General features: G+C 41.1%; 10 protein-coding genes and 2 tRNA genes. 7 read left to right on the top strand and 5 right to left on the bottom strand.

Features of this window, described 5'->3' with window-relative positions; translation table 11 throughout:
• The first annotated feature begins 21 nt into the window (after positions 1 to 21).
• Entirely contained in the window at positions 22 to 1,494 is a 1,473-nt protein-coding gene (locus IH598_12125) for a proline--tRNA ligase (GenBank protein ID MBE0639256.1), read from the top strand.
• On the opposite strand, the gene IH598_12120 is transcribed toward IH598_12125, so the two are convergent.
• The 3 genes from IH598_12120 to IH598_12110 all read right to left on the bottom strand — a co-directional run bounded on the left by IH598_12120 (position 1,491) and on the right by IH598_12110 (position 7,447).
• Positions 1,491 to 2,237, bottom strand: a complete 747-nt coding sequence (locus tag IH598_12120) for a DUF2807 domain-containing protein (GenBank protein MBE0639255.1) — start codon at positions 2,235 to 2,237, stop codon at positions 1,491 to 1,493. The two genes, IH598_12125 and IH598_12120, sit on opposite strands and share 4 nt — an antisense overlap.
• A gap of 1 nt (position 2,238) precedes the next feature.
• On the bottom strand, positions 2,239 to 3,222 hold the full coding sequence (locus tag IH598_12115) for an acyloxyacyl hydrolase (protein ID MBE0639254.1): 984 nt from the start codon (positions 3,220 to 3,222) through the stop codon (positions 2,239 to 2,241).
• 250 nt (positions 3,223 to 3,472) lie between these two features.
• Positions 3,473 to 7,447 (bottom strand): T9SS type A sorting domain-containing protein, encoded by a 3,975-nt coding sequence (locus tag IH598_12110; GenBank protein MBE0639253.1) that lies wholly within the window; start codon positions 7,445 to 7,447, stop codon positions 3,473 to 3,475.
• Positions 7,448 to 7,583: 136 nt separating this feature from the next.
• Here IH598_12110 and IH598_12105 point away from each other — a divergent pair.
• The 5 genes from IH598_12105 to IH598_12085 all read left to right on the top strand — a co-directional run bounded on the left by IH598_12105 (position 7,584) and on the right by IH598_12085 (position 12,201).
• Positions 7,584 to 7,658: transfer RNA gene (locus tag IH598_12105), tRNA-Val, on the top strand.
• 237 nt (positions 7,659 to 7,895) lie between these two features.
• On the top strand, positions 7,896 to 8,396 hold the full coding sequence (gene fldA / locus IH598_12100; protein MBE0639252.1) for a flavodoxin FldA: 501 nt from the start codon (positions 7,896 to 7,898) through the stop codon (positions 8,394 to 8,396).
• A gap of 70 nt (positions 8,397 to 8,466) precedes the next feature.
• Entirely contained in the window at positions 8,467 to 9,072 is a 606-nt protein-coding gene (gene thrH, locus IH598_12095) for a bifunctional phosphoserine phosphatase/homoserine phosphotransferase ThrH (GenBank protein MBE0639251.1), read from the top strand.
• 174 nt (positions 9,073 to 9,246) lie between these two features.
• Positions 9,247 to 11,157, top strand: a complete 1,911-nt coding sequence (locus IH598_12090; GenBank protein MBE0639250.1) for a LysM peptidoglycan-binding domain-containing protein — start codon at positions 9,247 to 9,249, stop codon at positions 11,155 to 11,157.
• Between the two features lie 30 nt (positions 11,158 to 11,187).
• Positions 11,188 to 12,201 (top strand): DUF4837 family protein, encoded by a 1,014-nt coding sequence (locus IH598_12085; GenBank protein MBE0639249.1) that lies wholly within the window; start codon positions 11,188 to 11,190, stop codon positions 12,199 to 12,201.
• 92 nt (positions 12,202 to 12,293) lie between these two features.
• Here the strand turns inward: IH598_12085 and IH598_12080 are convergent.
• Positions 12,294 to 12,369, bottom strand: a tRNA-His gene (locus tag IH598_12080).
• Positions 12,370 to 12,524: 155 nt separating this feature from the next.
• Entirely contained in the window at positions 12,525 to 14,039 is a 1,515-nt protein-coding gene (locus IH598_12075; protein ID MBE0639248.1) for a hypothetical protein, read from the bottom strand.
• A gap of 227 nt (positions 14,040 to 14,266) precedes the next feature.
• On the opposite strand from IH598_12075, the gene IH598_12070 reads away from it, so the two are divergent.
• Entirely contained in the window at positions 14,267 to 16,063 is a 1,797-nt protein-coding gene (locus IH598_12070) for a long-chain fatty acid--CoA ligase (protein MBE0639247.1), read from the top strand.
• The last annotated feature ends 91 nt before the right edge of the window (positions 16,064 to 16,154 follow it).

Below are 16,154 nucleotides of genomic sequence, written 5' to 3'. Positions count from 1 at the left end.
AAAACTATACCAAAAAGCGATATGGCAAAAGATTTTCCAACCCGGGCTGAAAATTATTCACAGTGGTACAATGATTTGGTTATTAAAGCTGATCTGGCAGAGAATTCAGCAGTAAGAGGTTGCATGGTGATTAAACCATACGGATATGCGATATGGGAAAAGATGCAAGCGGCTCTCGATAAGATGTTCAAGGACACCGGGCATTCCAATGCCTATTTTCCATTGTTTATTCCGAAATCGTTTTTCAGCAAAGAAGCGAGTCATGTGGAAGGATTTGCCAAAGAATGCGCCGTTGTTACACATTACAGACTGAAAACCTCAGAAGATGGAAAAGGGATCGTGGTGGATGAAGATGCAAAACTTGAAGAAGAATTGATCATACGTCCAACATCCGAAACAATCATCTGGGACACCTATCGCACATGGATTCAATCATATCGCGACCTTCCGCTGTTAATCAACCAATGGGCTAATGTTGTGAGGTGGGAAATGCGTACTCGTCTTTTTTTACGCACAGCTGAATTTCTATGGCAGGAAGGTCATACTGCGCACTCCAGCCAGGAAGAAGCTGTGGAAGAGACCATGAAAATTCTCAATATCTACGCCGAATTTGCTGAAAAATGGATGGCTATGCCCGTTCTCAAAGGGTTGAAATCACCTAACGAACGGTTTGCCGGAGCGGTTGATACTTACTGCATAGAAGCCTTAATGCAGGATGGTAAAGCATTACAGGCCGGGACTTCACATTTCTTGGGTCAGAATTTTGCGAAAGCGTTTGATGTAAAATTCCTATCCAAAGAAAATAAACTGGATTATGTTTGGGCAACATCATGGGGGGTTTCCACACGGCTGATGGGTGCGCTCATTATGTCCCACTCTGATGATCATGGTTTGGTACTTCCTCCAAAACTTGCTCCTATCCAGGTCGTTATTGTTCCTATTTATAAAAATAATGATCAATTGGCCATCATAAGTGAAAAAGCAAACACGATTAAAGATGCCTTGATTTCGAAAGGGATCTCAGTCAAATACGATGATCGTGATACGCAAAAACCCGGCTGGAAGTTTGCTGAATATGAGTTCAAAGGTGTTCCCGTGAGATTAGCCATTGGGCCAAGAGATATCGAAAATGGAACTGTTGAAGTTGCACGGCGCGATACGCTCGAAAAGGAAATTTACCAAATGACGGATATTGAGACCAAAATAGTCAACCTGCTTGATCAGATTCAGTTCAATCTTTATCAGAAAGCTTTCGCATTCCGTGAGGAAAACACGTTTAAGGTGGATACCTGGGAAGATTTTAAAGTGCAAATTGAAAAAGGAGGCTTCGTTCTTGCACATTGGGATGGCACCACTGAAACAGAAATTCAAATTAAAGAAGAAACGAAAGCCACCATCAGGACGATCCCTCTAAACAATAAACCGGAGGAAGGTAAATGCATTTTTACAGGCCGTTCGAGTAAGGAAAGAGTAGTCTTTGCTAAATCTTACTAATTCAGCCACAACAGCTTCCCTGTATTGGTTGAGTAATAAATGATTTCAGCTGGATCATGACTGTAATAAACATTGCCAATGTTTTGGATATTAACGTCCAGAAGTTTTTCCCCTGCCCTGACGTACACATCGTTTAAACTTCCTGTATTTACTACCATCACCTGAGATTGGCTGTTAAGCGCATCTACCTTACCTGCTGAAACATTGTAAATAAAAATTGTATCGCTATATCCAGTTATGCTGATGTCGCCAGTACCTTTTAGAAAATCTAATCTGAAATACCTGGTGTTCAGATTGAGTGTGATATTTGCTGAAGTTTCTGTAGCCTCTGCATAAAAGTTTTCTGAAACAATAACACCATTTACTGAAACCCCAGCCTGTGACATCACCAACAAAGAATCGAGGGTCGGGACTTTCACAAGCACATCCACTGGCGCCCATGGGTCTTTCAGCAATGAGCAGGGGCTTTCATTCCTGATTTCAAGTGTGTTATTGTGGATCAGATTTGTAATCATCGGACCCAGTTTATGCCCTGAATTAATCGTAACCGAGTATTCCTGGCTTAGTTCGATGGTCAGCCGGATATTGTCATAAACTGCAACATTCCGGAATGAATAAAGTCCGCGGCGTTCGGTGGTTGCATTTCCCCTTCCGCTCAGGCAGTCATTGAACAGATCTCCCTCACAACCTGCAAGGATCGTCAAAATAACTATGAAGATCATGTATTGTATTCGATGTCTCATATTAAAAACTCAAACCCATTCCGACACTGAAAAAATCAGCTTTTGCGTAATGCGATTTCAGCGTAATGCCAGCGTAAATGTTTTTATGAAAAAAATAAATTACTCCTAATTTATTATATACTAAATCATTAGAATCGTTAAGGTTATGAAGGTAGTATCCGATTGAGAAATTCAAGGCAAACCGTGAAAAGACCCACTCATGTCCGGCAATCAGGCCAAATTTCGAAAGTTCAGTAAGATTGCTTGTGGTATCACCCTGGGTTTCAAGAACTATTTTGTTAGACTGGTCATAGGATGCATCGGCGCCAATAATGAACCGGTTTGTGTTGTTATAATAACGAGCGTAGGCAATTTCAGAAGAATAGACGAGAAACAATTCATCCGGATGATTAATGAGCTGTTTCCGTGCAATTCCAGCCGAAATCCTGATGTTTTGTTTACCTTTGTTCAAAATTAATTCATCTGGAATTTGATAGTTAATCGGTTTTCGGCTCAATCGAAAATTTAACCCGGCAAAAACCCCAGGAACGTTAAGCCCGTAATTTGGCGTTTTTATGGTTCCATTTGAAAGATGCAGCATCGAAAGCCCTGCCGTTAACCCTGTAACCTCGGTCAGTTGCCAGTTGCCTTGCACTTCAAAGCTGACCGAAGCATTCCAGTGAGTGCTGATCGCCCTGTTTTTATAATTCTCAAGCCGGTCAAACTTCCTGGTAATGTAAGCTGCCCCAAGTGAAATCCTGAAATCAAGCAAAGTTTTCGGGGTTTTCAACAATTGAAGACTGATAAATGGCATCACTGAGTGTGCCTCACCTAAATAAATTGAGTGTCCAAAATCAGAATATCTGTAGCTCAAACCGTAGCGGGGATAGTTCCTCAGGTACACCCATGAATTTTTTCCAACAGTCTGCTTTGTTAGCGAGAACTCCCAGGAAGGGAAAAAACCGTCAGTAAGTGCCCACATTTCGGGATGATGTGCAATAATCATGGAATGATGGATTTTTCCTTCAAAATACAGGGTTGAACCGAATGCTTGCTTTGGATCCTGAGAGAATCCACTTTTGTAAATAAATAACAACACAAAGACAACCAAGTTGATGGTCGGATGAGAAGGCAGATATTTTATGTAATTTACTAGCATTGGCAAATGATGACAGAGGTCAAAATTAGTTTTTCCCCGGAAACAAAAACTCCCGCAACTTTTCAGCAGCGGGAGGATATTATGTTGAAATTACAATTTATTTCAACAGAATTTTCTTTGAGAAGCTAAACGTCTTTGCTTCAAGTTTTAGAAGATAAATACCGGGTGGATAATTTTGGAGATCAATTTCTATCAAATCATCAGAAACATGAAGGGATTCGCTCCTTACGATTTGCCCGAAAGTATTATAAATACTTAACTGCAAAATTTCATCAGCGTCGGGAATCCTGGCAAAGATGAGCCCGGTACTTGGATTTGGGAAAACTGAAATTTGTTCTGAACCCGGTTCGTAAACTCCGGTGCATATCTGAGCAACAATTTGAAGTGACTCAGAAAACGCACTTTCGCCGCAAGCATTCATTGCTTTAACGCGCAATTCAACATCACCTGAATAATCCGGGGTAAACAAAATACTGATGACGTGGCTGTTTCCTGTCAATGTACCTGCACCAGGAGGGATCAACTCCCATACAAAAGCTTGTATTTCGGGCAATTGTGAAGTTGTGTACTCGTAAGAAATTCCATAATTGGTGCACACCTCCTGCTCACCAACCGGTTTGGAGGGTGTCCCGGGATTGTCCACCATGTATAGCGTCATCTGGTCTGATAAAGGTTGGTTGTTAGCTGAAGTAGCTGAAACTGTGAGAACAACAGATCCATTTTGAATATCCTCCTGGCTTGGGGTGTAAACGGGCTGGAGGATCGCGGCGTTGCTAAAAGTCCCGGTTCCTGACGTTGTCCATTGGATGCCCATCAGGTAAATCCCACTGGATTTTGTCTGATAATCATCACCGGCACAGACCATATCATCCCCGCCGGCACTAAGTGTACTTTGCAAAAGTTTCGGGAATCTGATATAGTCAACCCAGGCACAATCATCACCCTGACTGATTGCCACATCTTTTTCATAAACCCATCTCAGGGTATGGTACCCGGGATAGATAACATAACTTACTTTTTCCCAATCCTGACTTCCAGACCATTGGGCTTTGAGCAGAGATCCATCATAAAATTTCAACATATCGAAACCTGATTCAGATGAAACTTTACGGTAAAAGGAGATTGTATCGGTTGCAGCGACGAAAATATTTACTTTCATTTCGCTGATCTGTTCATGGCTGACAACTCCGGAACGAGCGCAGTAAAGCCCCTGGGCCGGGCTAATTTCACAAATTGTCCATGGCAGTTCACCATCAAATTCCCAATTGATCAATCCAAAGTCTCCACTTTCAAAATCTTCGATAATCATTCCGATCTTGAGTGAGTAATCTTCTGTAACCTGGTAAGCACCTGAATTAATTGTAGCCTGCAAAAGAGCAAGGTCACCCATCACTGCATCCGGGTTTACCAAACCCAGAAATTCAAAAATGGCAATACCGTCAGGCTGAAGTCCATCATGATTAGCTTGTGTCATGGTTAGTGTAAGGTTTGCATTGTTCGATGCAAGATGAAAAGTGACAGCAGGTGACAACGCATGCCCTTCATTTTTAACATCAAATCGAAAAACAACCATTTCACCGGGATCGAGCATTCCGTTTCCGTTTCCGCCGGCAACATCGTCAATGGTTAGTGATTGAATATTCAGTGCTGGTGCATTAACATTGAATTTCATACTCGAAACCCAGGTTTCGGCACCCATAGCCTGAACGTTGATCTGAACCTGGTGTTGATCCGGGACATTGTTGGCAATATGAACGGGAAAAGCATCTTCAATAAACACCGTTTCACCCGGTCCGATGGTTCCAAATTCTACGGCAAGATAGGCCAATGTAATATAGTTATCAGTTGAACTCAAAGTAACGATAACATCATTTGCAGCAACATTTCCAAGATTTTTCATTCCCAATCCAACAGCAAGTTCCTCCCCATAGTCCGGTACACCATTGTTGTTACCGCTTCCATCATTAATTTCAAAATAATCGAGCACCACATAAGGCTGGTCGGCAAGCACAGGTATTGTGGATGTAAGAAGCGTCCTGTTGTGGGCAGTGATGGAGATGGTAATAGGATCGTCAGATGAAACAATGTCGAAAAACTCAATGTTAGCATAGCCATTCTCATCTGCCAGTGCCCGCCCGAGAAGTACTCCATTTTGACTAAAACCAATCCTTGCTCCGGGTGCATCAGATTCTACAGTTACATTACTGATCCCAATTGGCAGTGCACCAGGGTAGGTTGCGGTGATATCGGTTGGCTGCTGTGTCCAGATTGACATGCTCGGATCTCCAAAAAGAGTAATTTCGTAAGCACACCAGCGATTCACGCGATTAGCGATGATGAATGCGGCAGCATCTTCTTTCGAGTCGCCATTGGCTGTGCCTATTTCAGCTATTCCCTTTCCAAAAATGGCATTAAAAAATTTACGGTCGAAAATCTGAGAAGGACCATTTGTGCTGCCTTGTGAATACCATCCATAGCGCGAATTGGACATTGAGGCTACCATGGCAGTTTCCATAGTAGTAATACGTTCAGCAAAACAATCGCTACCTGAATAATTTCCGCCTGACCCACGATTATCGAAGGAACCATTGTAGCAACCCTGTGAATAACCAATTACAAATCCGCGGTTTATGCCATTGTTTTGAAGATTTGCAGTTGTCAGGTCACTCAGCGACATTTTCATATTGTATCCCACATCAGAGTGTCCAAGGTGATTCAATAGATTGATACCTGTGTTATTAAACTGCTGATATACCTGCTGTTTTGTCCAGTTGCCATTCATTTCGTACAATCTGCTCACCACAAAATTGGAACTTAGCCCTACGGTTACATATCCATGATTACTACTTCCGTTGGCCACTTCATCCTTATAATTACCACCCCAGGTGTTATCATCCAATGCCTCACCAACCATCAGTGCCTTTTCAATGTCAGACAGGACTGGTGTATCCTGATATTTAATCAGTTTATTGACCATGTTCAGCACTTCATCATTACTATCGATGCTCATCCGTCCAATGATCACTTCAGCAAAGATGTCTTCTTCGCCCGGTTCACCATACCTGTTATTTCCATTGCTGTTCCAGTCTCCATCCAGGCAGGAATAATACATGTCGGAGGGTATGTCTTCGTCGATGGTTCCAAAACCAGTATCTACATAAAATCCGCGATGAGGGATAATGCGCTGGGAAGCGTTCTGTGTATCACTGTCACCTCCAAGTATGACGTAAACGATTCCATTGTTCTCATAATAATCCCTGATACAGTTCCTTATTTTCTCCTGGTTGTCGCTGCCCGGATAATTTGCATAAATATCTTCAGTCGTAACAATTTCTGTAATGAAACCTCTTTCTGTTTTATAATTTGCATATTCAGTAAAAGCAGTCACAAATGTGCCTTTAGTGATGATTAGCATATCAATCTGGTCAGTATCCCTTGAACTATTGAAGATATAATTTTTAGCCATTTCAGGGTTGGAAACGACCGAGGCCAGACGTCTCCCGGTGACTTCACTTTGCAAAGCGGGTTGAATGAAGTCTTGCCTGGTATCTCTGGTTTCAATTTCAATTTCGATAGAGGTAATTACCCTGATGCTCTTTTCAGCCGGGTTAAACTCTATTGGCCAGATATTAAACACTGCAATGGAGTATCCCGCCAGGTACTGCGTTGAAACATCTGAAATTACCGATCCCGGATAAGATTTTATAGAATTATAAATATCGTTTTTGGGCTGAGGGCGATAATCCGGAGGTGCAGGTTCAGAAAAAGGAAATGGCCGTGCTGCAGGAACAATGTTAATTCCGCTGATCACGTCAGAATAACTAACTGAAACAATTTTGATTTCAGCGACCTCTTTTCCCTGATGGATGAGAATTTGCCCGCTAAATGCAGGTAAAAAAGGGAATCCTTCATCGCCAAGATTATGGCAATTATTCATCACAGGCTCAACAAAGCCATCGTGACGGTCAATAAAATCTGGCTGTTCAAAAGTGTAGGATAAACGAATGTTTTGCGCAGTAAGCAAATTAACTATGAGCAGACCGAGTAGCAATAGGTGTAAGCGTAAAGACATTTTTAATGATTTTTGGTAAAACAAAACTGGAATATTAACCGACGGTAAAAGTACACTATTTTTTCAGCTGTTTTACTTGAAAAAAATTTGGGTCACCATTTTAAAAAAAAATTGCATTTTTGCCGCGCAATACGAAGGGCATTTAACTCAGTTGGTTCAGAGTGTCACCTTGACAGGGTGGAAGTCACTGGTTCGAGTCCAGTAATGCCCACAACCTCATACCGGTTTGATTTACATAAGAATGACCATCTTAATACACCCATTATTTTAACCGGAATTCCTTTTTTTACCTTAATAATTTGTTCCAAATCTTTCGAATGTAAATCAGTAAAATCATTACAAAACCTGGTTTCAGTGCGTTGTGTTCCTGAACAAATCTGCAATCATCGCGTTAAGTAGAAGGTTTTAAAATAGTAATTCATCAAAAACAAAATAATAGCAAAGTAAAATGGCAAAAATTGGAATTTTCTACGGCTCCTCAACCGGACACACCGAAAAGGTTGCAGTATTGCTTGCACAAGCATTTGGCAACGATGCCATCACTTTAGATGTTGCGGATGCCTCAAAAACTGATCTGGACAAATTCCCATACCTCATTTTTGGCACCTCCACCTGGGATATTGGCGGAATGCAGGACGACTGGGAAGATTTTATGGAAATGGTTCAACAGACTGATCTGAGAAATAAAAAAATTGCATTGTTCGGTTTGGGCGACCAGGAGAATTTTCCTGATAGTTTTGCCGATGGAATCGGTGTGCTGTACAATCAGATCGCTGATAAATCCAAAGTTGTTGGAGCATGGCCAACAGAGGGTTATGAATTTGACGAATCGGAAGCCGTGAAGGATGGTAAATTTGTCGGGCTCGTGATAGATGAAGATAACCAATCAAAGCTTACTGACGAGCGCGTTAAGAAATGGGTAGAAATGCTTAAAAAGGAATTCAAATAGTTTTTTGTGACCGGGTTGTCAAAACTTTCCTTTTTTTGCAAATCCATTCATGTAACAAAAAATTATTCCGATGTACGTAATCTGTTCTGACCTTGAAGGAGTGTTCGTTCCGGAAGTTTGGATTAATGTTGCCGAAAAAACAGGGATACCTGAACTGCGACTTACCACCCGCGACATCAGTGACTACGATGTGCTGATGAACCAAAGGATTAAAATCCTGGCGGATCACGGCCTGAAACTCAAAGACATCCAAAATGTCATCGCAACCATCAAACCGCTTGACGGAGCGCTTGACTTTATCCACTGGCTTAAAGAGATCACTCAGTTAATTATCGTCTCAGATACTTTCCGTCAGTTTGCCGATCCATTGATGAAACAGTTGGAGAGACCTACCTTGTTTTGTCACAATCTGATTATCGATGAGAAAGATAATATTATTGGTTACAATCTCAGGCAAAAAGATCCAAAAAGAAAAACAGTCCAGGCACTGCAAAGTCTTGAATACAAAGTGATAGCTTTCGGAGATTCATACAACGACATAAGCATGCTCAAACAGGCTGAAGTGGGAATCCTGTTTCGACCTCCACAAAATGTGATTGACGACTACCCGGAATTACCAGTTACAAATAATTACGCTCAATTGAAAAAACTTCTCAACAATTACCTTGGTCATTGAATGACGATTACGGTTCTTTTCAATTACTTTTCACCACATACCGAATGTACTTACTGTTTTTAATTCCCATTTTATACCTTTCATGAATCCATAGTGGTATCATTATTCTGATTAAATTTGCAGCATTAAAAATAAATTTCGTTTTAGTCGTTTATTTTAAAAATTATTGCGCTGATGACCATTCGAATCAAAACCCTTGTTCTTACCTCCATTATATTTACCCTTTTTGCATTACAAGGTTGTTCAATTTTCCGTTCCTCCCGCACATCTTCCGAAACGGTTGCAAAAGATGAGACCAGAGAAAAAAACCGATTCTTCAGGCACAATAAAGATTTGGAAAGTCAATCCAATCTATTTAGCGAAGAAGATTTTATTCAATATGAATCATACAACCCGGATGAACCGGAAACGGACACTACCTATTTGCCTGAATCATTTGATTTTGATGACACCGTTGCGATGTTCTCGAAATATCGCATGAATGACAGCAGGATTGCAGAGGAACTTGTCAATGAGTCCCGTAGTTTATACATGTTGGATAATCTGGTTAATCTGAAGTTTTTCAATGACAATGAATTACTTTTTAACCGCGATACACTCAATGTTTTTAATTACGCCGAAGATTATGTTCCCATTTTTTCTGATTCGGTTTATGCTGCAAGGATAGAGAAGTTAAACCGGACAACACCGCTCGAATTGACCTATAACAAAACTGTAAAAAGTTTTATCGAACTTTACACGGTAAGAAAACGTGGTTTAACATCACGCATTCTTGGATTGGCAGAGGTATATTTTCCGATGTTCGAAGAAATTCTGGATCAATATAATATGCCACTTGAGTTGAAATACCTTGCAGTTGTTGAATCGGCGCTGATACCAACTGCAGGTTCTCACGCAGGAGCAAAAGGATTATGGCAGTTTATGTACAGAACCGGAAAAATGTACGGACTTGAATCAAACTCTTACGTTGACGACCGCTTTGATCCCTATAAATCAACCATTGCCGCTTGTCAGCACATGCAGGACCTTTACGATATTTACCAGGACTGGTGGCTTGTTCTTGCTGCTTACAATTCTGGAGGAGGCAATGTGAATAAGGCCATCCGGCGCGCCGGTGGAGTAAAAAATTATTGGGCAATCTGGCCATACCTGCCGGCTGAAACACGGGGATATGTCCCGGCGTTTATTTCTGTAGCCTACCTGATGAACTATGCTGCCGATCACAATTTATATCCCGTTCATCCGGGAATTCTCTACAATGCCATCGACACTGTGCATGTGCACGATGTCCTTTCATTTGATCAGATTTCCGAGATTCTAAGTATTTCTCCGCAGGATTTACAATACTTAAATCCCTCTTTCAAAGAAGGATTAATTCCTGCCAGTCCCGATAATAAATATGTACTTCGTTTACCACGCAGCCTGACCGGCTATTTTGTCTCGAAAGAGCAAGAAATTTACAGCCATAAAACCCAACAGGGATTGGATAAAGAGAAACTCCTTGCACAAGTTGAAGAAATGCAGAAAAGAGAGGTGCATGTTGTAAAAAGTGGTGAATCACTTGGCAGCATCGCTAGAAAATATAAAACTTCAGTATCCAGCCTTCAATCATGGAACAATCTGCGTTCCACAACCATTCATCCCGGTCAGAAACTTTTAGTACAACCAAATACATCAGGAAAAAATGTAACCACAGCAGCATCTGGATCAGGCAAATCCGGAGAACAGACTACACATACCGTCAGAAGTGGTGAAAATCTTGGATCGATCGCTGCAAAATACCGTTGCTCGGTGAGTAATCTAAAGCAATGGAACAATCTCAAATCCAATACAATTTACCCAAAACAAAAATTGATTGTTTACTCTAACGCTGCCACGACTTTAGCTTCTTCAGGTAATGCTCAGAAATCATCTGTTGCTGATACTGAATTTATCTATTATGTAGTAAAACCAGGCGACACCTTATGGGACATTGCAAAAAAGTACAATGGGGTAACCGTTGAAGATTTGAAACGACTCAACAATATCAAAAATGCTCAATCCCTCAAGGTGGGTCAGAAAATAAAGGTTAGCATCACAGGTTGAAAGTAATCCGGTTTCCAAAAACATTCATCTATGGACAAATTATTAAATGTTTCCTACCCAACTTTTATTTTAATATTTTTTTCATTGCTCGTTACAGGTTGTGATGCAGATCGATCAGGTTTGAAGCCATCAACCGGAAAAACCAACGAATTACTTGTAGTTACGAACAGCGAGGCTACATGGAAAGGTAACACCGGATCCGAAATCAGCGGATTTTTCGGTCAAATTTTAGAGGGTTTACCACAACCGGAAAAGACTTATGATATTGCTCATATTCCTGAGCCTAACTTTTCACAGATGTTTAAGACCCACCACAACATCTTTATCGTCGATATCAACCCATCATTCGCTCAACCGGTGATTGAAACCTATGCAGATTTCTGGGCTAAACCACAACGGGTGATTAAGATGACTGTCGCCGATGAACAAACCTTTTTAAATGAATTTGAACAACACAAAGAGGCCTTCATCGAGTTATTCAATGCCAATGAACGTACCCGTGCAGCTCTGGCCTACGGGACAATCCCTGACATGAAAATCAAAAACCATCTATTGAATAAATTTGGCATTGACATCCTTATACCCCAAAGTTTCTTCGTTGCATCCGAAACTGAAGATTTCATCTGGCTTCGCCGCGAAGCGCAACAGTTCGGCCAGGGCATCCTCATCTACTTCTATCCCTACACCGACACCATCGCCTTCGATCCCGAACAAATTATCAGCCGGCGGAACGATTTCACGATGAATCATGTTCCAGGTCCTGTTGATGGATCATACATGAAAATTTCAACATTCGAACCTCCGGTAACCAGGCGCATTGATTTTAATGGCCATTTTGCTGTCGAAATGCGCGGGCTATGGGATCTTGAAGGGGATTTTATGGGAGGCCCATTTATAAGTTACACCTTGGTTGACCCCCGTAAAAACAGGGTAATAACTCTTGATGGATATGTTTACAATCCAAACCAGGAGAAAAAACATCTTGTTCGTCAATTGGAAGCACTCCTTTACACGCTAAGTTTCCCGGAAGAACAAAAGAAATAAACCCTTCAACTCCTCACAACCTTAGAATCCTTGCCAACATAGTTATTCAGACAACTCAAAGTCAAAAAAAAAGCCCCGAAAACCGGGGCTTAGGGTGCAAGATGGGACTTGAACCCACGACCCTCGGAACCACAATCCGATGCTCTAACCAGCTGAGCTACATGCACCATGTATTTTTCTCTGACAATAAAACCTAACCATGAGTGTAAATCAGGTCGCTTTTAGGTCGCTAATTCAAAATTTCAGTGAAAGAACGGGCTGCAAAAATAATATTTTTTGATTTTGATCATTGCTTTCAAACTAAAAAAAACTGCCAAAACCTTCTAAAAAGAAAGATTTCTGCAATCTTTTGTTGATTTATAACTGTTGCAATATCCTTTTTGCAAATGAAATTTTATTGAAAAATAGAAATCCAGCGCGTAAAGATCGTTTGCAGCAAAAAATGATGCGAGATTATCTGTTCCAATACTAAAATAGCTGTATCGTCCATAAAGCCCAACCCGAAGTTTCTCAAAGTTGTAAAAGGAAACGGGCAAATTTACTTCATAGCGATCGGTTTCATATCTTAAACCTAAATAGGCATGGGCAGGCCGATGTACCTGATAATTACCTGTTTTGACAGGTAATACCAAAACACCAGTAAGGTACCAGTCGGGGTAGTATTGATAGTCGGCCTGCAGGCTCAATGCAGTGGAAAGGTTTATTCTCATATTGTCCATCCCGACCAGTGAAGTTTCGGGGTTACCGTAGAAAACATTGCTCAACTGTTGAGTAAACTCATTCAGGCTATTGAAATCGGTGGTGTCAACGCGTTGCCAATTTGCAGAAACATTATCAAAATCATGTTCCTGTGCCTGGTTTTTAAAGGAAATACTCCCTATGTCGAGCAACGAAATACCGATTTTATAAAGATAAGGCTGATAACTGTATTGGCAATACTTAGCCGGGTCGGACAACAATTTCATCTCACGATTCCTCCGGTAACTTATACCAATGTCCATTGCCACTCCACGTCCCTTGAAAAGGGGATCAGGCCCGGGATATTCATTGGTATTATAATCGACTGGCACTGCAAAGCCATATCCTGCATCCAGATTCCTGATATCCAAATTTCTATCGGCGCCTAAAGTGAAATCAACATTCCGTGCGCTCAAATAAGTACCTGAGTGACCAATTAGTCGCCGAACGTTGGCGCCTGCAGACCAGTTGCTTAAAAAATCCTGTTTGAAAACCACGGCATAATTAAGTCCGAACTCTGCCCAGCCCATCGCCCCGGCGTAAAAATCATCCCCGGTAATTGCTGTGTCTTGAAGCGGTTCATAATCAAGCCCTTCAAACATTAAAACTGCAATATCAACCGGCAATCTCCGGACTGAATTCGCAAGGACAACACGGGAGAAAAACCCGGCAGATTGATTTCCAAAAGACATTGAAAACGACGGACCATTCAATTCAGTCCGGATGAAAGCATTAACCACTTCAATATCCGTTGTATAATCAATTCCTTCCCCCCGGGTTTCTGATGATGGAAAGACTGGGTTATTCATTATCATGCCCCGCAGGTTTACATCGTCCTTATGAATGAAGGCGAAATTATTGGAAACCGAAAAGCCTGAGGCGAAGAAGTTGAAGTCGAGAAAAACTTTAGAATTTACAGGGGCTGTTGGGTTCAGTTGCACTGCATTTATGCCGCCAAAATTACTTACCGAAAGCCCGTAATTTACCTGTGCAGTAAGCCTAGATGAGCCATCGGCCAGCATAATTAAAGCAGCGATGATTAATTTCTGGAGAAATTTAAACCGGAAGAAACCGTCCCTGATGAGATTACAAACTATCAAAACGAGTATAATGTATCTGCCTTACAAGTAAAAAATATTGCAAATCAAACTAAAACTAAAGTAAAAGATTGTCGATTAGTTATTTTTAACATTTAACAACTTACTTTGTCATACCTTTATTTAGTGGAGGTTTGATATTTTTACCGGATCAGTTAAATCTTAAATTTTGAAAGAAACATAAAAAGGAGTGAAATAAAATTATTTTTGTACAACAAAAAATAATCAACATGGAAGTCACAAGAATTTTTGATTTGCTCGATCACTATTCCTCCAAATTTCCGAAAGAGGATGCACTTGCCGGCAAAAAGAACGGCGAATGGGTGAAATACAGCACCAATGATTACATCAAAATTTCCAATTATTTTGGGATTGGTTTGCTTGCCCTTGGCTTTAAGAAAGGTGACAAAATAGCTACGGTTACCAATAACCGGCCTGAGTGGAATTTTGCCGATATGGGTATGCTTCAGACGGGAATTGTTCACGTACCCATTTATCCAACCATCAGCCTCGAGGAATATAAACATATTCTTACCCATTCCGATGCAAACGCCCTGATCATTTCAGATAAGTCGCTCTATACCAAGTTGGAAGATATCATCAGGGGCATTGATACGATTAAGCATGTTTTTACATTCAACGAAGTTGAGGGTGTTCCTAACTGGATTGAAATTATCGAACTGGGCGAAACCAACCATGACAGACTTAAAGAGCAGTTCGACAGCATCAAAGCCTCTATCAGGCCAGATGACCTGGCTACAATAATCTATACGTCGGGGACTACCGGCACATCTAAAGGTGTGATGTTGTCGCATAAGAACCTGGTTACAAATTTTATCGCCACATCAAAAGTTCAGCCACTGAATCATGAACACAAGGTATTGAGCTTTTTGCCGCTATGCCACATTTACGAACGGATGCTGAACTACCATTACCAGTTCCTTGGCATCAGTATTTATTATGCTGAAAATATGGGTACGATTGCCGCCAACATCAAGGAGCTAAGTGCTAATGGGTTCTCAACTGTTCCGAGGATGCTCGAGAAAGTGTATGACAAAATCGTGGCCAAAGGAAAAGACTTATCTCCGGTAAAAAAAGCGATTTTTAACTGGGCATTAAAACTTGGCCTCAGGTATGAGCTTAACGGGCAAAATGGCGCAATATATGAGTTTAAGCTAAAAATTGCCGACAAACTGGTTTTCAGTAAATGGAGGGAAGCTCTTGGCGGAAAAATCGGAGTAATTATTTCTGGAGGAGCTGCATTGCAACCAAGGCTCTCGAGGGTTTTCTGGGCTGCCAAAATGAGAGTTGTGGAGGGTTATGGCCTAACTGAAACCTCGCCCGTGATTGCCGTGGGTTATCCCTTTTGGCCAAAAATTAAATTCGGCACTGTAGGCCCCATACTCGAAGGGGTGGAACTGAAGTTTGCTGAAGATGGCGAAATCATGGTTAAAGGTCCAAACCTGATGCTTGGTTATTATAAAGACCCGGAATACACTGCCGAAGTAATTGATAAGGACGGGTGGTTTCATACAGGCGATATTGGATATCTTGAAGAGGGCAAATTCCTGAAAATTACCGACCGTAAAAAGGAGATTTTTAAATTATCCTCAGGTAAATACATTGCACCTCAATTGATCGAAAATAAATTCAAAGAATCCATTTTTATAGAGCAGATTATGGTAGTCGGAGTCAATGAAAAATTTGCCAGTGCACTGATCTCTCCCAACTTTAACCATCTTCACTTCTGGGCTTCAAAGCACAAGGTTCATTTCAGGGATAACGAAGAATTGGTGAAGAATCCTGCCGTCATTGCCAAATACCAGAAAGAAGTTGATGTGACTAATATTACCCTGAGTGAACATGAACGAATTAAACGTTTCAAACTCGTTTGCGAAGAATGGTCGCCACAATCAGGCGAATTGTCTCCAACACTTAAGTTGAGACGCTCCATGATTTACAAAAAATATGATCATCTATTGAAGCTTATTTATAATTATCAGAAAAACGGGAATGGCAGTCAATAATCCGGATAATTTATTTTCATGCTGTAGAGACATGGCATGCTGTAGAGACAAGGCATGCTGTAGAGACAAGGCATGCTGTAGAGACAAGGCA

The organism is Bacteroidales bacterium (assembly GCA_014860585.1).
In the GTDB taxonomy this organism is placed as follows: domain Bacteria; phylum Bacteroidota; class Bacteroidia; order Bacteroidales; family 4484-276; genus RZYY01.
The sequence above is the reverse complement of the archived record's forward strand: the minus strand, read 5'-3'. Positions and strand labels throughout refer to the sequence as shown.